At 68.1% G+C, this 16,810-nt stretch carries 18 protein-coding genes; 9 read left to right on the plus strand and 9 right to left on the minus strand.

Features of this window, described 5'->3' with window-relative positions; all coding sequences use genetic code 11:
• Positions 1–161 precede the first annotated feature (161 nt).
• The 3 genes from ACQPYM_RS16395 to ACQPYM_RS16405 are packed head-to-tail and all read left to right on the plus strand — an operon-like array spanning position 162 to position 1,849.
• Complete coding sequence (locus ACQPYM_RS16395) at positions 162–530, plus strand: ArsR/SmtB family transcription factor (RefSeq protein ID WP_433021494.1); 369 nt, start codon at positions 162–164, stop codon at positions 528–530.
• On the plus strand, positions 527–1,183 hold the full coding sequence (locus tag ACQPYM_RS16400; protein ID WP_433021496.1) for an SRPBCC family protein: 657 nt from the start codon (positions 527–529) through the stop codon (positions 1,181–1,183). Before ACQPYM_RS16395 ends, ACQPYM_RS16400 begins: the two co-directional genes overlap by 4 nt.
• A 3-nt stretch (positions 1,184–1,186) precedes the next feature.
• Positions 1,187–1,849, plus strand: a complete 663-nt coding sequence (locus ACQPYM_RS16405) for a DNA alkylation repair protein (protein ID WP_433021498.1) — start codon at positions 1,187–1,189, stop codon at positions 1,847–1,849.
• Between the two features lie 60 nt (positions 1,850–1,909).
• On the opposite strand, the gene glnA is transcribed toward ACQPYM_RS16405, so the two are convergent.
• Positions 1,910–3,334, minus strand: coding sequence for a type I glutamate--ammonia ligase (glnA, locus tag ACQPYM_RS16410; protein ID WP_433021500.1), 1,425 nt, complete (start codon positions 3,332–3,334; stop codon positions 1,910–1,912).
• Between the two features lie 192 nt (positions 3,335–3,526).
• On the opposite strand from glnA, the gene ACQPYM_RS16415 reads away from it, so the two are divergent.
• Complete coding sequence (locus tag ACQPYM_RS16415; protein WP_433021502.1) at positions 3,527–3,991, plus strand: RDD family protein; 465 nt, start codon at positions 3,527–3,529, stop codon at positions 3,989–3,991.
• A gap of 5 nt (positions 3,992–3,996) precedes the next feature.
• Here the strand turns inward: ACQPYM_RS16415 and ACQPYM_RS16420 are convergent, their stop codons facing one another.
• From ACQPYM_RS16420 to lipA, 4 genes are all read right to left on the minus strand, one after another.
• A complete protein-coding gene (locus ACQPYM_RS16420) occupies positions 3,997–5,280 on the minus strand; it encodes a class I SAM-dependent methyltransferase (RefSeq protein ID WP_433021504.1) in 1,284 nt (427 codons plus the stop codon).
• Between the two features lie 85 nt (positions 5,281–5,365).
• Positions 5,366–5,749, minus strand: coding sequence for a VOC family protein (locus tag ACQPYM_RS16425; protein ID WP_433021506.1), 384 nt, complete (start codon positions 5,747–5,749; stop codon positions 5,366–5,368).
• Between the two features lie 108 nt (positions 5,750–5,857).
• Entirely contained in the window at positions 5,858–6,556 is a 699-nt protein-coding gene (locus ACQPYM_RS16430) for a DUF4191 domain-containing protein (RefSeq protein WP_433021508.1), read from the minus strand.
• 30 nt (positions 6,557–6,586) lie between these two features.
• On the minus strand, positions 6,587–7,531 hold the full coding sequence (gene lipA, locus ACQPYM_RS16435; protein ID WP_433021510.1) for a lipoyl synthase: 945 nt from the start codon (positions 7,529–7,531) through the stop codon (positions 6,587–6,589).
• 61 nt (positions 7,532–7,592) lie between these two features.
• On the opposite strand from lipA, the gene ACQPYM_RS16440 reads away from it, so the two are divergent.
• Both ACQPYM_RS16440 and ACQPYM_RS16445 read left to right on the plus strand, forming a co-directional pair.
• On the plus strand, positions 7,593–8,948 hold the full coding sequence (locus tag ACQPYM_RS16440) for a sensor histidine kinase (protein ID WP_433021512.1): 1,356 nt from the start codon (positions 7,593–7,595) through the stop codon (positions 8,946–8,948).
• Positions 8,945–9,619 (plus strand): response regulator, encoded by a 675-nt coding sequence (locus ACQPYM_RS16445; protein ID WP_433021514.1) that lies wholly within the window; start codon positions 8,945–8,947, stop codon positions 9,617–9,619. The genes ACQPYM_RS16440 and ACQPYM_RS16445 overlap by 4 nt, the downstream gene beginning before the upstream one ends.
• 1 nt (position 9,620) lies before the next feature.
• Here the strand turns inward: ACQPYM_RS16445 and ACQPYM_RS16450 are convergent, their stop codons facing one another.
• The gene (locus ACQPYM_RS16450; protein ID WP_433021516.1) at positions 9,621–10,907 is read right to left on the minus strand and encodes a hypothetical protein; all 1,287 of its coding nucleotides are present in this window, start codon (positions 10,905–10,907) and stop codon (positions 9,621–9,623) included.
• Between the two features lie 222 nt (positions 10,908–11,129).
• Here ACQPYM_RS16450 and ACQPYM_RS16455 point away from each other — a divergent pair, with 222 nt between their 5' ends.
• The 3 genes from ACQPYM_RS16455 to ACQPYM_RS16465 all read left to right on the plus strand — a co-directional run bounded on the left by ACQPYM_RS16455 (position 11,130) and on the right by ACQPYM_RS16465 (position 14,260).
• Complete coding sequence (locus tag ACQPYM_RS16455; protein WP_433021518.1) at positions 11,130–12,020, plus strand: ABC transporter ATP-binding protein; 891 nt, start codon at positions 11,130–11,132, stop codon at positions 12,018–12,020.
• Positions 12,017–13,186 (plus strand): ABC transporter permease, encoded by a 1,170-nt coding sequence (locus tag ACQPYM_RS16460; protein ID WP_433021520.1) that lies wholly within the window; start codon positions 12,017–12,019, stop codon positions 13,184–13,186. The genes ACQPYM_RS16455 and ACQPYM_RS16460 overlap by 4 nt, the downstream gene beginning before the upstream one ends.
• A 108-nt stretch (positions 13,187–13,294) precedes the next feature.
• Positions 13,295–14,260, plus strand: a complete 966-nt coding sequence (locus ACQPYM_RS16465; RefSeq protein WP_433021522.1) for a LysR family transcriptional regulator — start codon at positions 13,295–13,297, stop codon at positions 14,258–14,260.
• 48 nt (positions 14,261–14,308) lie between these two features.
• Here ACQPYM_RS16465 and ACQPYM_RS16470 read toward each other — a convergent pair whose 3' ends face one another.
• The 3 genes from ACQPYM_RS16470 to lipB all read right to left on the minus strand — a co-directional run bounded on the left by ACQPYM_RS16470 (position 14,309) and on the right by lipB (position 16,791).
• The gene (locus tag ACQPYM_RS16470) at positions 14,309–15,697 is read right to left on the minus strand and encodes a hypothetical protein (protein WP_433021523.1); all 1,389 of its coding nucleotides are present in this window, start codon (positions 15,695–15,697) and stop codon (positions 14,309–14,311) included.
• A gap of 78 nt (positions 15,698–15,775) precedes the next feature.
• Positions 15,776–15,922 carry a hypothetical protein gene (locus ACQPYM_RS16475; protein WP_433021525.1) on the minus strand — a complete coding sequence of 49 codons (147 nt, stop codon included), beginning with the start codon at positions 15,920–15,922 and terminating at the stop codon, positions 15,776–15,778.
• 149 nt (positions 15,923–16,071) lie between these two features.
• On the minus strand, positions 16,072–16,791 hold the full coding sequence (gene lipB / locus ACQPYM_RS16480; RefSeq protein WP_433021527.1) for a lipoyl(octanoyl) transferase LipB: 720 nt from the start codon (positions 16,789–16,791) through the stop codon (positions 16,072–16,074).
• Positions 16,792–16,810 lie beyond the last annotated feature (19 nt).

The following is a 16,810-nucleotide window of genomic DNA, read 5'->3' on the forward strand; positions in this document are numbered from 1 at the left end:
AACCTACCGAGCCGCGGGGTCATGGTCCCGCAGTGGGAGGAGTTGGTCGCCGCAACGGACGACCGACGGCTTTGAAGTCGTCGCACGCGGAAGGAAGTCCAGTCTCCGAGCCGGATAATCATCAGGGTTGACTTATATTGGATCGGGCTTATATTTAGGTCGTGCACGCTTTCGACGTCCTCGGGGACCCCGTTCGCCGGCGCATCCTCGAGGTGCTGGCCGACGGTGAGCTGCCGGCCGGCGACGTCGTCCGGACGGTCGGCGAGGAGTTCGGGATCAGCCAGCCCGCGGTGTCCCAGCATCTGAAGGTGCTTCGGGAGTCCGGATTCGCGGGGGTGCGGGCCGAGGGCACCCGCCGGCTCTACTCGCTGAACGCGGCGCCGCTGCGCGATGTCGACGAGTGGCTGGACCCGTTCCGGCGGTTCTGGGCGCCGCGCCTGGACGCACTCGCGACCGAGATCGCCCGCGGCAAGAAGGCACGACGAGACGGCAATCCGCCGGCACCGACCAACGAACAGGAGCAATCATGACGGAGTCGACCGACCAGCTCATCGCCTCGCAGCCGGGAGAGGTCGATCGTGGGCTCACCGTCAAGCGCGATGGGAGCACGCAGCACACGGTTCAGACCATCAGCCAGGCGTACCCGACCAGTGTCGAGGACCTCTGGGAGGCCTGCACGCAAGCGGATCGGCTCAAGCGCTGGTTCGGGCCGGTCACCGGTGACTTCCGGCTGGGCGGCCGCTACCAGGTCGAGGGGAACGCCTCCGGGGAGGTGCTGGCGTGCGAGCCGCCGCGGTTCTACACCGTGACGTGGGAGTACGGCAGCGACTCCAGCCAGGTGACCGTGCGGCTCACGCCGGACGGGGACGGCGCACGGTTCACCCTCGAGCACGAGCACACCGGCGACGCCGACTCGGACTTCTGGACGCAGTTCGGCCCTGGTGCGACCGGAGTGGGCTGGGACCTCGCCGTACTGGGTCTCGCGATGCACCTGATCACCGGCGAGGACCGCCCGGAGGATCCGGAGGAGTTCGGCAAGACAGCGGCGGCGCAGCAGTTCATCCGCACCGTGAGCGACCGCTGGGGCGAGGCGTCGGTCAAGGCTGGTACTCCGGACGAAGCGGCGACCGCGGCCGCGAAGCGCACTACGGCCTTCTACCTCGGCGAGCCCGCGGAGGACTGAAGCATGACTGTTGCCGAGGTGATGGTCGAGCTGGCTGCGCTCGAGGACCCGAAGGTCCGCGCGGTGAATCAGCAGCACGGGGACGACCACGGGGTGAACCTGAGCGAACTGCGCGCCGTGGCGAAGCGCCTGAAGACGCAGCACGAGCTGGCTCGCCAACTCTGGGCGACCGGCGACGGCGCGGCGAGACTGCTGGCAATCCTGATCTGCCGGCCGAAGGCGTTCGAACCGGTCGAGCTCGACGCCATGCTGCGCGCGGCAAGGACGCCGAAAGAGCTGGACTGGCTGGTCAACTACGTGGTGAAGAAACACCTCCACGCGGAAGACCTGCGCCTGACGTGGGTCGACGACCCCGACCCGATGGTTGCCGCCGCCGGCTGGATGCTGACCACTGACCGCGTCCGCAAACAACCCGAGGGCCTGGATCTCGCGAAACTGCTGGACGTCATCGAGGCCGAGATGAAGGATGCGCCCGGGCGGCTTCAGTGGGCGATGAACGAGTCCTTGGGCCACATCGGGATCGAACACCCGCAGTACCGCGCCCGCGCCATCGACATCGGCGAGCGCCTCCAGGTCCTGGCCGACTACCCGACGTCCCGCGGCTGCACCTCGCCGTTCGCCCCCAGCTGGATCACCGAAATGGTCCGCCGCCGGCAAACCGTCTGACAACACACAGCGGCGGCCGGCCCGAAAAGGCCGACCGCCGCTGGTGGTTCGTAGTACCGATCAGACGTCGTAGTAGAGCTCGAACTCGTGCGGGTGGGGGCGGAGCTGGATCGGGGCGATTTCGTTTTCGCGCTTGAAGTCGATCCAGGTCTCGATCAGGTCCGCGGTGAAGACGTCGCCCTCGAGCAGGAACTCGTGGTCGGCCTCCAGGGAGTTGATCACGGCCGGCAGCGAGGTCGGGACCTGGTTGACCGACGCGTGCTCCTCCGGGGGCAGCTCGTACAGGTCCTTGTCGATCGGGTCCGCGGGCTCGATCTTGTTGCGGATACCGTCGATACCGGCCAGCAGCTGGGCCGAGAAGGCCAGGTACGGGTTGGCCGACGGGTCGGGGCAGCGGAACTCGATCCGCTTCGCCTTCGGGTTCGAACCCGTGATCGGGATCCGGATGCAGGCCGAGCGGTTGCGCTGGGAGTAGACCAGGTTGACCGGCGCCTCGAAGCCCGGGACCAGGCGGTGGTAGGAGTTCACCGTCGGGTTGGTGAAGGCCAGCAGCGACGGGGCGTGCTTGAGCAGGCCGCCGATGTACCAGCGGGCGACGTCGGACAGGCCGCCGTAGCCGGACTCGTCGTAGAACAGCGGGTCGCCGTTGCTCCACAGCGACTGGTGGCAGTGCATGCCCGAGCCGTTGTCACCGAAGATCGGCTTCGGCATGAAGGTCGCGGTCTTGCCGGCGTCCCAGGCGGTGTTCTTGACGATGTACTTGAACTTCATCACGTCGTCGGCGGCGTTCAGCAGCTCACTGAAGCGGTAGTTGATCTCCGCCTGGCCCGCGGTGCCGACCTCGTGGTGGGCCCGCTCGACGATCAGCCCGCTGGTCTCGAGGTGCTTGGTGATGTCGTTGCGCAGGTCGGCGAAGTGGTCGACCGGCGGCGCCGGGAAGTAGCCACCCTTGTAACGGACCTTGTACCCGCGGTTGCCACCCTCTTCGACCCGGCCGGTGTTCCAGGCGCCGGCCACGGAGTCGATGTGGTAGTAGCTCTCGTTCTGCCGGGTCTCGAACCGCACGTCGTCGAAGACGTAGAACTCGGCCTCGGGCGCGAAGAAGGCGGTGTCGGCGATGCCGGTCGACTTCAGGTACTCCTGCGCCTTGCGGGCGATGTTGCGCGGGTCGCGGCTGTAGGCCTCACCGGTCAGCGGGTCGTGCACGAAGAAGTTGACGATCAGCGTCTTGTCCCGGCGGAACGGGTCCAGGTACGCCGTGGTCGGGTCGGGCAGCAGCGACATGTCCGACTCGTGGATCTGCTGGAAGCCACGGATCGACGAACCGTCGAACTGCAGACCGTCCTCGAAGACCTCCGGGCCGAAGGACGACACCGGGACGGTGAAGTGCTGCATGATGCCCGGCAGGTCACAGAACCGGACGTCGATGAACGCGACCCCCTCGTCCTTGACGTAGGCGAGCAGCTCCTCAGCGCTGGAAAACATACATACTCCTCGGGGTGGCTCAGAGATTGTTCTGAACGTAGGCCCTGCGCATTACTCGGCAGTGACCCCAATGTTTCGCGGATGTTACGCCCAGCGTGTCCGCGCTGACCCACTGGTGTGCGGCGGACGGGGCTGAGAGATCCCCGGACCACCTCGTTAGGACCTCTGACCCGAGGCACTAGCCTCGTCATCATGGCATCATCTGCGCAATCCGGGGCGGGACCCACCGAGGAGTACCGATATCCGGGCAACCGTCTCGGTCTGCCCGAGGCGGGACCGGGCTCGGTGGCCGGCTGGGCCCGCCGGTTCGGCGCCCTGCTCGCCGACTGGCTGCTGGCCGGCTTGATCGCCTCGGCCGTGGTCGGCAAACCGATCTGGGCCGGCGGCAACGACTTCAACACCGCCCAGTTGGTGATCTTCTTCGCCATGTCAGCGATCCTGACCGGCCTGGCCGGCGCCACCATCGGTCACCGCCTGCTCGGCCTGCGGGTGATCCGCACCAAGGGCGGCGGCACCGGGTACGCCGCGCAGGTGGGTCTCCTGGGCGGCGCGATCCGCACCTTGCTGATCTGCCTGGTCCTGCCGGCCGTGATCTTCGACAAGGAGCGCCGCGGCCTGCACGACCTCGCCGCGGGCACCATCGTCGTCCGCCGCTGAGCCCGCTAGCCGAATCGCTTGGTCAGCAGGATCTGTACGTCGTCCAGGTAGCCGGCCCGGAAACCGGCCTCGGAGTAGGCGAGGTAGAACTCCCACATCCGCCGGAACGTGCCGTCGAAGCCGAGGTCGGCGATGGCGGGCCAGCGCTCGATGAAGCGGTTGCGCCAGATCCGCAGGGTCCGGGCGTAGTCGGGGCCGAGGTGCCGCAGTACCTCGACCTGCAGGCCGGTGTGCTGGGCGGTGACCTGCTCGATCACGTCGACCGACGGGATCAGGCCGCCGGGGAAGATGTACTTCTGCACCCAGGTGAAGGTGTTCCGGGTGGCCAGCATGCGCTGGTGCGGCATCACGATCGCCTGGACGACGGCCTTGCCGCCCGGTGCGAGCCGCCGCTCGATCGCGTCGAAGTACACCGGCCAGTACTTCTCGCCGACCGCCTCGATCATCTCCACGCTGAGCACCGCGTCGAAGACACCAATCTGGTCGCGGTAGTCGCGCAGCGCGACCTGCACGCGGTCACTCACCCCAGCATCGGCGATCCGCCGTTGGGCGAGCAGCGCCTGCTGCGACGCGATGGTGATGGCCGTGACCCAGGCGCCGCGCTGCGCCGCCCGGATCGCCAGGCTCGCCCAGCCGCAGCCGATGTCGAGCACGCGGGACCCGGACCGTACGCCGGCCGCGTCCAGGATCGCGTCGAGCTTGCGCAGTTGCGCGTTGGTCAGTTCGTCGTACGACGCCGTCGCCAGGTCGGACTCGGGCTGCTGGTCGAACAGCGCCGCGGAGTACGTCAGCGTGGGGTCGAGGAACTCCGCGAACATCGCGTTGCTCAGGTCGTAGTGGCGGGAGATGTTCTCCCGGGCGCCGGCCCGGTCGTTCTCCTGGTCGGACGGTTGCGAGCGGGTCACCAGCCAGCGGAGCGACTGGGCCCACTTCGGCAGCAGATGGCGGTCCTGCTCAGAACTGAACCGCTGCGCAAACGGCACGAGCAGGTCGGCCAGGTCGGTGCCCGGCTCGGGGTCCCAGTCGCCGGCCAGGTAGGCCTCGCCGAAGCCGGAGCCCGCGTCGTGGCCGAGCCGGTCGAGGAACGGGCCGGTCCGGTGGACCAGCATCGCGGGACCACCCAGCCCGTACCGGCGGTTGTCCAGCGTGATGGTGGCAGGCAGATCTCGCGCGATCAGGCGCAACGCGGCGTGCGCGCCGGCCCGGCGTACCGGGTTGGAGCGCGGCGCCGTCAACGACGGCCACGTCTCCACCGCCGGCTGGTGCACGGCGGGGTATAGGTCGGTCATCTGTCTACCTCGGGTTTCATCCGTTCCTGGTCGCACCCTAAGGCCGGACGACGACCAGCGGGTGCGACACGAGGAACGGCACTCGCTACGGGGCGGGCTGGCCGGCTCGCTGGCCGAAGATGAGCAGGTTGCCGTCGGGGTCCTCGGCGCGCGCGATCCGCTCGCCCCACGGTTGGTCGGTCGCTTCCTCGGTGATCCGTCCACCCGCGGCCCGGACGCGCTCGACCGTGGCATCACAGTCGTCGACGTACAGCCACAGCGAGATCGCCGGCGTCCCCGAGGCAGCCTTGTACTCCGGGTCGTGGCCAAGCCCCAGCGAGGCCGTCCCGAAGCGCAGGCTGACGTACGCCGGTGCGCCCTGCGGCGGGAACTGGTAAACCAGCTCGCCGCCGAGCACGTCGGTGTAGAACGGCAGCAGCCGCTCCAGGTCAGCACTGGTCACGATAGGGAAAACGTCGTCGACCACCATTGCGTTACCTCCTCGCTCGAAAAAGGATGTTTCTCACCCTGTCTGACGAACGAGGACCGCGTCGATCGACCGGCTGACCGACCGCGGATCAGCGACCGTTGCGGCCTTTCAGCGGCCCTTCATGGCCTGCCGGGCGCCCTTCATGCTGGTCGGCACCGGACCCTTGGGCATCGGCACCTGCGGGCGGACGGCGTCGAGCGCCTTCAGCCGCTGGAGCAGATCGGTGATCTCCGACGGCTGCAGCGCCTGCGGGAGCTTCATCACGTGCTTGGTCAGCTTGCGGATGTCGATCTCACCCTCGCCCTGGCCGGCGACGATCTGGATCACCGGGGCGCCACCGGCGACCCGGTTGTGCTTCTTGCCCTCGGCGGCGAGCAGGTTCTTCACCCGGCTCGGCTGGCCCTCACCGACCAGCACGATGCCCGGCCGGCCGACGACGCGGTGCACGATGTCGGCGTTCTTGGTGACCGCGACGGCCGGCGTCACGTTCCAGCCGCGGCGCAGCGTCTGCAGCGCGGAGGCGGCCGCACCGGTCTGCCCCTCGATCTGGCTGTACGCCGCCTTCTCGACCCGGCGGCCGAAGATGACCGTGGTGGCCAGGAAGCCGAGCGCGACGCCCAGCGGGAGCCAGATCATCAGCGGGCCGACGAACCAGCCGAGGGCGAAGAAGATCGCGAACACACCGAGGAAGATCCCGGCGAGGATCAGCCCGATCCGCGGGTCGGACTTCTTGGTCAGCTGGTACGCCGACCGGATCTGCTTGAGCCGGCCGGTCTTCTTCTCTGCGGGCGCGTCGTTCTTGGCCATCTCTACCTTTGTCCGTTTTTGATCGAGGTCCTAGGCATCCTGGGCCGCCGACGTCATCCGCGACTCCACAGCCTGACGGTACAGCCGACCGGCCCGGTACGACGAACGCACGAGCGGTCCGGACATGACTCCGGCGAAGCCGATCTCCTCGGCCTCCTCCTTCATCTCGACGAACTCCTCCGGCCGGACCCAGCGCTCGACCGGGTGGTGCCGCACCGACGGGCGCAGGTACTGGGTGATGGTGATGATCTCGCAACCGGCCTCGTGCAGGTCGGTCAGCGCCTGGCTGACCTCCTCGCGGGTCTCGCCCATGCCGAGGATCAGGTTCGACTTGGTCACCAGGCCGTAGTCGCGAGCCTGGGTGATCACGTCGAGCGAGCGCTCGTAGCGGAAGCCGGGCCGGATCCGGCGGAAGATCCGCGGCACCGTCTCGACGTTGTGCGCGAACACCTCGGGCCGCGAGGAGAACACCTCGGCCAGCTGCTCGGGCACCGCGTTGAAGTCGGGCGCGAGCATCTCCACCCCGGTGTCGGGGTTCAGCGCGTGGATCTGGCGGATCGTCTCGGCGTACAGCCAGGCGCCGCCGTCGTGGAGGTCGTCGCGCGCGACCCCGGTGACGGTCGCGTAGCGCAGGCCCATCTTGGTGACGGACTCGGCGACCCGGCGGGGCTCGTCGCGGTCGAGCGCCTCGGGCTTGCCGGTGTCGATCTGGCAGAAGTCGCACCGCCGGGTGCACTGGTCGCCACCGATCAGGAAGGTGGCCTCACGGTCTTCCCAACACTCGAAGATGTTGGGACAGCCGGCTTCCTGGCACACGGTGTGGAGCTCCTCGGACTTCACCAGCGCCTGCAGCTTCTGGTACTCCGGGCCCATCTTCGCGCGGGTCTTGATCCACTCGGGTTTGCGCTCGATCGGGGTCTCCGCGTTGCGCACTTCGAGTCTGAGCAGCTTCCGTCCTTCTGGGGCGATCGTCACGCCCACCAGAGTACGCGGCGCTCCCGCGACCCGGGCGAGCCCACCCGTAGGCTGGGCCACCATGTCCACCTCCGTGTCCACTTCGCAGCCCGGCACGCCGCCAGGGACCGGTACGTCGGGCGGCGTCTGGCCGCGGCCGATGCCGGATCGTCGCGGGCTGAACCGGGACATCGCGCTGGGGCTGGGGATGGCCGTCGCCGGACTGATCGCCACCGAGCTGGCGAAGTCGGTCGCGCCCGGTGACGTGGACATGGGGGCCGGTGGCATCGAGGCGTACGTCCTGAGCGCCGCGATCGCCCTGCCGTTGTGTTTCCGCCGGCGCTTCCCGCTGACCGTCGTACTGCTCGTGTCGGTCATCTTCTTCGTGGCCGGCGAGCGGGTGCCGTTCGCCTTCGCCGGGAATCTTGTGACGCAGATCGCACAGTTCATGGCGATGTACTCCGCGGTCGCCTGGGCGCAGGACCGCCGCCGGATGAAGATCGTGCTGGTCCTGGTCTTCGTGATGATGTTCGTCTGGCTCTTCCACGGCTTCGTCAAGGCACTGCAGACGGATGCGATCAAGGGTGCCGATCAGGGCTTGCTGTCGCCGTACGTGTCGTTCGTGGTGCTGAACACCGCGATCAACATCCTCTACTTCTTCGGTGCCTACTTCTGGGGCCGTACTGCGTGGGGAGTCGCCCGGCAGCGTCACGAGCTCCAGCAGCAGGCCGACGAGCTGGCCACCCAGCAGCAGGCGAACGCGCGGCGGGCCGTGATCGACGAGCGGCTGCGGATCTCGCGGGAACTGCACGACGTGGTCGCGCACCACATCAGCAGCATCGGTATCCAGGCCGGCGGCGCGCGCCGGGTGATGGAGTCCGATCCCGAGGCGGCCAAGAACGCGCTGAGCGTGATCGAGGACTCCAGCCGGACCGCGGTCAACGAGATGCGGCAACTCCTCGGCATGCTCCGCGCCGCCGATCCCGAGCTGGACGACGAGCTCGGCGTACCGGTCGGGAAGGCTCCGCAGGCGAACGCGGACCGGTTGCCGGCCCTGGTCTCGTCGGCGAACAGTGACGTCCTGTCGGTCGGGTTCCATCAGATCGGCCAGCCGATCAAGTTGCCGGAGACGATCTCGGTGTCGGTCTACCGGATCGCGCAGGAGGCGCTGACGAACGTCCGGCGGCACTCGACCGCGCGCAGTGCGCACGTCACGCTGCGCTACCTGGACGACACCGCGGTCGAGGTCGAGGTGATCGACGACGGCCGCCCGAAGCACGCGCCGGTCGGCAGCCGGCTGGGCCACGTCGGGATCCGTGAGAGGGTCAGCCTGCTCGGCGGCGAAACCGAGATCGGGCCCCGCCCGGTCGGCGGCTTCCGGGTCCGCGCCAGGATCCCGTTGCAGCCAGTACCTCCCGAAGGAGAACCAGAGAAATGAGTGAGGCCGGTACGCCGATGCGCGTCCTGCTGGTGGATGACCAGGACCTGGTCCGGGCGGGCTTCAAGATGATCCTGTCGGTGGAGCCGGGCATCCAGGTGATCGGCGAGGCCGCCGACGGCGAGAAGGCGGTCGAGCTGGCGCTGGAGCTGCGGCCGGATGTCGTCCTGATGGACGTTCAGATGCCCGGCCTCGACGGCATCGCCGCGACGCAGCGGATCGTGGCCGCCGACGCGGGCAAGGTGGTGATCCTGACGACCTTCGACCGGGACGACTACCTGTTCGAGTCACTCGGCGCGGGCGCCAGCGGCTTCCTGCTGAAGAACACCGCTCCCGAGGATCTGGTCGAAGCCATCGAGGTGGTCCACTCCGGCCACGCGCTGCTGGCACCTGAGGTGACCCGCCGGGTGATCAAGCGATTCACCGGCGGCGGCGAACGCGTCTACCGCCCGGATCTGGTGGCCGACCTGACCGAACGCGAACGCGAGGTCCTCGGCCTGATCGCCCGTGGCCTGACCAACACCGAAATCGCCACGTCGTTGTTCGTCGGGGAGGCCACCGTCAAAACCCACGTCTCCCGAGTCCTCCTCAAACTCGGCCTCCGCGACCGAGTCCAGGCAGTCGTCTTCGCCTACGAATGCGGCCTCGTAGTACCGGGCGACGAGCACTGAGCTACGAGGACGCGCTGGTCCAGACTTGCTCGGCTTCGGCGAGGAACTGGCCGAACCACGGGTCGGCGGGCTGCAGGACGAACTTCGGCTCACCCTCGGCTTGGTAGGTGTAATACTCCGCGAAGAGCGCCGAGGACGGGCCGCGGTGGGACTCTGGCGCGTCCACGGCGATGATGCCGAGCGGGATCGGGTGCTGCGTCCGGCGTACTTCGAGTTCACCGCCGGTGGTGTCGGCGAGTTCGGCGAGCAGACGCAGCGATTGCTCGATCCGGGCTCTGGCCGACTCCGGTGATCGCTCGGCGTAGTACCGCTCGGCAGCGATTTCGACCGCCTGCGAGGTGGGTTCGATGAGCAGCATCCGGATCCTGCAGCCGCGCTTGAGCCAGCGTTCGAACTTGCTGTAATGCTGCGTCAGCAGCGTCGTCCGCCCGACGCCGGTGATGAACAGGTCCTGGGCGGAGTCCATCGCCGTGAGGAGTTCCGGCCCGAACGAATCGACGAAGGTGGGCCGGGCGATCGCGGCGAGCTTCTGTTGCTGGGTTGGTGGCCAGGGGGTGGCGGTTGTCCAGAGGCGTTCGGCTTCTTCGGCGTAGAAGGTGAACCAGCCGCCGTCTTGTTCTTCGAAGTGGAGGATGGGGCCGGGTTCGGTGGCTGGGCGGAGTTCGGGGTGCTGGATCGTGATGCTGGCTGGGTGGGCGCGGCCGCGGAGGAGGTTGACGCCGATGGGTGGGATGAACTGCGCCACCCGGATCTCCAGCTTGCCGTTGGTGCTGTCCTTGAGTTCGGTCAGTTCGTCCAGAGTCGAGCTGATCCGCTGTGCCAGCAACGCGGCTCGGCCGGCTGGGCGGAGCAGCGACGCTTGCCTGATCAGCGCTTCGTCGGTCGGGTCCACCAGCAGGACCCGGATCGTCGCGCCTCGAAGCAGCGCGCGGTAGAAGTCGTCGCGGGCGCCCTGGACAGTGCGTGCCATCGAGATGCCGATGAGAAGCACGTCGTCGGCCTCGGCGCGGCGTTTGATCAGGTCAGCGGGGAAGTCGCGCAGCAGTACCTCTTTGGCCCCGGAGCGATGGGACGCGATCTCCGCGACCAGTTTGCGAGAGCGGATCTGGGCGACGGCCAGGGCTGCGAGCAGGGCGAGGATCGCCGAGCTCAGCACGCTCATGCTGGCGACGTCGACGATGCCGAGAACGGTGAAGACACCGGCTGCCGCGGTGAGCAACCAGAGATCGACGTTGTCGTCGGTCAACAGGCGGTGGACGGTTCGTAGTGCGGAGCGGACGGACCTCACCAGCCAACCGTAGTGGGCCGGGGGCCGACCAGGACGTTCCTCTGGAGTGGCGAGCTGTGGGCCTGGGCTGTCCGTCGTGCGGATGACATGACTGATCACCCTGCGGGCCGACGTACTGCGAGGCGCGGGCTGGCTAGCGTGGTGGCTACTCCCAGGGATGGGAGCGGTCCGGGCGTGCGTCCGGGTCCAGGGGGCCGGAGTAGCAGAGGAACGGTGAACGGGATGCTGAGCGTGGCTGGGTTGACCCGGCGGTTCGGTGATCACCTCGCGCTGGACGGCGTGAGCTTCGACGTACGGCCCGGCCGGATGACCGGGTTCGTCGGAGCGAACGGGGCCGGCAAGACGACGACGATGCGGATCATTCTCGGCGTGCTCGCGGCCGGGAGCGGTGCGGTGACCTGGAACGGCGAGCCGTTGACGGCCGGCGTACGGCGCGACTTCGGCTACATGCCGGAGGAACGCGGGCTGTACCCGAAGATGAAGATCCGCGACCAGTTGGTGTTCTTCGGCCGCTTGCACGGGCTGGACTCGCTGCGGGCGGGGGAGCGGACCGACAAGCTGCTCGGCCGGCTCGGGCTCGCCGAGCGCGCGGGCGACGCACTCGAGACGTTGTCGCTGGGCAACCAGCAGCGGGTGCAGATCGCCGCGGCGCTGGTGCACGAGCCGATCGCGCTGGTGCTGGACGAGCCGTTCAGCGGCCTCGACCCATTGGCCGTCGACGCAATGGTGGACCTGCTCCGCGAAGAGGTCACCCCGCAGGTACCGGTGCTGTTCTCCAGTCACCAGTTGGAGCTGGTCGAGCGGCTTTGCGACGACCTGGTGGTGCTGTCCCGTGGCAAGGTCGTTGCCGCAGGCCCCGTTTCGGAACTCGCGGCTGGGCCGACGACGGCGTACCGGCTGGTGGTCGACGGTGACGCCGGCTGGCTGCGCGACGTATCAGGTGTGGTAGTTCGTGACGTGGCTGGGAGTACGGCGCTGTTCGAGGTCGAGGGGGATGACGATGGGGGCCTTGTGCAACAAGTTCTGCAGCAGGCGATGAGCCGGGGGCCGGTGCTCGAGTTCAGTCCCGAGCGGCCGGCCTTGAGCGACGTGTTCCGGGAGGCGACCCGATGAGCGAGACCTTGCGGCACCCGTGGCAACTGGTGGCCCAGCGCGAGATCAGTACCAAGATCCGCGACAAGACGTTCCTCGGTTCGACGGCGTTCATGCTGATCGTCGTGCTGGCCGCGATCATCCTGCCGGCCCTGATCGCGGGCAACAGTGGCCCCGACAAGATCGCGGTGGTGGACGACGCCGGCGCCAAGGTGGTGGCCGTCGCCGACTCGATCAAGGGCGGCGACAGCTACGAAGCCACCCGTACCGCGGATGTCGCGGCGGCCGAGCAGCTCGTCCTGAACGGTGACGTGGACGCCGCGTTGCTGCCGGGCAAGGACGGATTCGAAGTACTGGGCAAGCAGCGGGTCTCGACGAGCCTGCAGAACAACCTGCGGGAAGCGGCCGGGAACCTCGGGATGGAGCAGAACGCGGCGCGTGCCGGTCTGACGCCTGAGCAGTTGCGGGCTGGGACCCAGGTGCAGGAGCGGTTGCTGGATCCCGGGCCACTGCCCGAGGTCGTTGCCGACTTCGTCAATATCGGGCTCGCGCTGGTCTTCTACATCACCGCGCTCAGCTTCGGGATGATGATCGCGCAGAGCGTCGTGCAGGAGAAGGAGAGCCGGGTGGTCGAGATCCTGGCCGCCGCGATCCCGATCCGGGCGCTGCTGTGGGGCAAGATCATCGGCAACACGGTGCTGGCGCTGAGCCAGATCGTGGTGATCGCCGCTGCCTCGCTGATCGGGCTGCTGGCGACTGGACAGGCCGACATCCTCTCGGTGATCGCGCCGGTGGCGGGCTGGTTCGTGGTGTTCTTCGTGCTCGGCTTCGTCGCGCTGGCGGGGTTGTGGGCGGTGGCCGGCTCGCTGGCCACCCGGCAGGAGGACCTCGGCTCGACGACGTTGCCGGGGCAGATGGTACTGATGGTGCCGTTCTTCTTCTCGGCCTTCGCCGGCGCGGAGGCCAAGGAGTGGGCCTCGTTTGTCCCGATCGCGTCGTCGATGGCGATGCCCGGACGGATGCTGACCGAGAACGTGCCGCTGTGGCAGCCGCTGCTGGCGATCGCGATCCTGCTGGTGACGACGGTGCTGGTGGTCCGGCTCGGGGCCCGGCTGTACGAGCGGACACTGCTGCAGACCGGCCGACGTCTCGGGTACCGGGAGGCGATCTCGCTCGACGCGTCATGACTTATCGCGCTGGGGCGGCGAGTGTTACACCGTTTGTGGATGCTGTGACGAAACCGCAATACGGGATAACTGTGTCCGGACGGCGGACCTCGACTACGGTCACAACGCATGAACGTCGAGTTGCGCCACCTGCGGGTAGTGGTCCTGGTGGCAGAAGCGGGCTCCGTCGGGCGGGCCGCCCGTTGGCTGAAGGTCAGCCAGCCGAGCCTGACCGCGCAGCTCAAACGGATCGAGTCGGCGTTCGGCGGTGCCCTGTTCGAGCGTTCGCGCACCGGGGTCACCCCGACCGCCCTCGGCCGGTACGCCGTGGACCGGGCGCGCGCGATCCTCGTCGACGTGGACCATCTGTCCGCGACGGTGTCGGCGATGACCGCGGTCGAGTCCAGCGCAGTACGGCTGGGCGGTTTCCCGACCGCACCGATGTCGGGGATCGCCAGCCGGTTGCGCGATCACGGCGAGATCGAGCAGGTCAGCATCGAGGTCGAGTGGGCCACCAGTGTGCTGCTGCAGCAACTGGAGAGTGGGCGACTCGACTTCGCTCTGCTGCGGGAGTTCCCGGGGTTCGAGCTGCGGTTGCCGACCGGTGTCGACGCGTGCACGATCGTCGAATCGGAGTCGGCGTACGTCGTACTGGCGGCTGATCATCCGAAGGCGGTGGCCAGCCGGCATCGCGGGGAGATCGACCTGGCCGAGCTGGCCGACGAGGAGTGGATCGGGGAGCCGCCGGATGACAGCGGGTTCCATGTGCTCTTCCGGGCTGCTTGTGAGCAGGCTGGGTTCCAGCCGAAGATCGAGCATCACTCGGTGGACACGTCGGTACTGATGGGGTTTGTCACGAGTGGGCAGGGGGTGGCGCTGATCTCGCCGACGTCGTACCGGATGCTGTCCAGCGACGTGATCACCCGTCCGCTGGCAGGCGACCCGATCCACCGGCGGCTGATGATTGCCTGGAGCACCGATTCGCCCCGGGCCCAGATGGCTGGGGATGTCTGCCAGATGGCGGTGCACGCCTATGACGAGGCCTTCGCCGAACATGCCCGCTGGGGGCAGCACCAACGTATGCACGTTGCCTGAAAGCTAGAACAACCCCGCTGAGGTTCTCAGCGGGGCTGCTTTTTGGGTTCAGGACCGGAACTGGCCCGGGAACTCCATCATCGTCTGCTTCGGGGGAGCCTCGAACGCGCCGACGTGGAACTCGCCGGTGTCGTCGACATCCGGCGGATCCATCCGCTCCCGATACTGCTGCCCAACCTCTTCCCGCCGGTTGAAAGCAGCCTGAGGCGCCTGAGGCCTCGACTCCTTAGGCTCATTGACCGGCATCGGCTGCGTCTCTTCCATCGGTTGCCTCTCCGGCTCACTCACAGGCACCTGCTGCGCAGCAGCTTCTTCCGCGCGCGGCTCATCTACCGGTACCTGCTGCGTAGCAGCCTCTTCCGCGTGCTCCTGCGGAGCGGCGCCCTGCCCGCCTACCTGCGCCCCCGCAGCCGGCCCGCCTTGCATCGGTGCTGCTGACGGCGCCATGCGCTCGGGAGCCTCCGGCTCACCTGCCGGCACCTGCTGCTCTTCGGGCCTCTCCGTCTGCGGTGCCACACCCTGTGCGGCTTCCGGGCCGCCTGCCTGCGGCGTACCGGCTTCCGGTGTTCCGCCTGCGACTCGCGGTGCGACCTGCCTAGGCTCCTCGGGCTCCGGCACCGGAACCGGCTGCTCCGCCTCAGACTGCGGGGGAGCGGCAACTACTGTCTGGTCCGCATCGGAGCCGTCGGCAACCGTCTTGTCCGCCGTCGGCACCATCACCGTCTCATCGGCATCCGTGGGTACCAGCCGCGTCTCCTCGGCCTCCGGCGTCTCGTCCCGGTCAGCCGGCATCACCGCAGTACCAGGAGCGAACTGCGCCGTCTGCTCATCCGCCTGACTGCGCGGCTTGAACGGCGTCGGCTCCTCCTCGAACAGGTCGTCGTAGCTACTGTTCCCGAAGTTGCTCGCGAACCGGCTGTCCGGCTGGTAGTCGCCCCCGGCAACCGGGTACGCCGCCGGCGCCGCGGGGGCCTCCGGCACCTGCTGCGCCTGGACCGCGGCCTCCTGCTCACGCTGCAGGCGCTCCGCCTCGGCGCGCTCCCGCCGGCGCTGCTGCACCGTCCGCACGATCGACTGGATGGCGAAGACCAACGAGATCACCGCAAGGATCGGCACGACACCGTTCTGCGTGTACTGCTTGATCCCGTCGATCATCCCGGTGGTCACCCCGGGGACGTCGTTGAGGAAGTTCGTCGTGCGGTTGGGGATCCAGTGCACGGTGTAGATCATCGCGCCGAAGGTCAGCGCCGCACCGAGTGCGGCGGCACCCGAGAAGTACGACACCACGGTCCAGAAGATCAGCGCACCGATGCCATAGGCAAGCGCCATCTCCTTCGCATTCAGCTTGATACCGCCGTCCGCCGCGAGGACACCGAACATGGCCGGCCCGACGAGCGCTACGGCGATGCCAAGGAGGAAGCCGAGAAATTTGGACACATCCCCACCGTAGCGACGTTTACCCTCCGCACAGCGACGACACTTCGCGCAATCTTTACGTCTCCACCGTCCGCTGATTCAGGGCATCGGATCGCCAGCTGTCACCAGCCAGACCAGCAGCACGACGACCGCACCGCCGAGACCCGCCAACCACCCGAATGCCGCAGTGCCGAACAGATCCCGCCCGTGCCACCCGATAAGACCCGCCACCGCAAGCAGCGCCACCCCCAACACCGCCGCCGGTAACCAGTCCAGGCGCCAGCCGCCGCGGCCCGCGGCCCGCGGCGAAACACTCCAGCGCCCAACGCAGCCACCACCCAGCAACTCACCGAGCGCGTCAGTGAATGCTCGACGACGGTCAGACGGTCAGATGGTCAGACGGTGAGGCCGTAGGTGATTCCGGTGGGGGTTGGGTCGTTCTCCTGGCCCAGGTCGGGAGAACGGTCGTAGTCCTGCCAGGACAGCAGCACCTCGAGGTGGCGTCGTACCGGGGGAACGACCTCCGCGATCGGCACCTCCCGGCCGAGCTCCTTCGACAGTGTGGTGACGTCGGCGTCGGAGATCCCGCACGGCACGATCCTGTCGAACCAGGTCAGGTCGTTCCCACAGTTCAGCGCGAACCCGTGCATCGTCACGCCCTGCGCCACCCGGATCCCGATCGCCGCGATCTTGCGCTCCCGCCCACGCTCATCGGCCGGCACCCAAACGCCGCTGCGCCCCTTGACCCGCCCGGTCCGCACGCCGAGGTCGGCGCAGACCGCGATCAACGCTTCCTCCAGCCGGCGGACGTAGTCCACGACGTACACATGTGAGGCGAGCTTCACGATCGGATAGCCGACCAGTTGACCCGGCCCGTGCCAGGTGATCTTGCCGCCGCGATCGACGTCGACCACCGGCGTACCGTCCAGCGGTCGCTCGTGCGGCTCGGTGCGCTTGCCGGCCGTGTAGACCGGCGGGTGCTCGAGCAGGATGACCGTGTCAGAACCGGTGCCCTCGGCAACCTCCGCATGCAGACGCCGTTGCTCTGCCCACGCCTGCTCGTAGTCCACCGCGTCGGCTCCGAAGCCGGCCTCCACAAACTTGATAGCCCTCACGCCTTCGAGTGTAGGCGTC

Origin of the sequence: Kribbella sp. CA-294648, assembly GCF_050943845.1 — a bacterium.
GTDB lineage: Bacteria > Actinomycetota > Actinomycetes > Propionibacteriales > Kribbellaceae > Kribbella.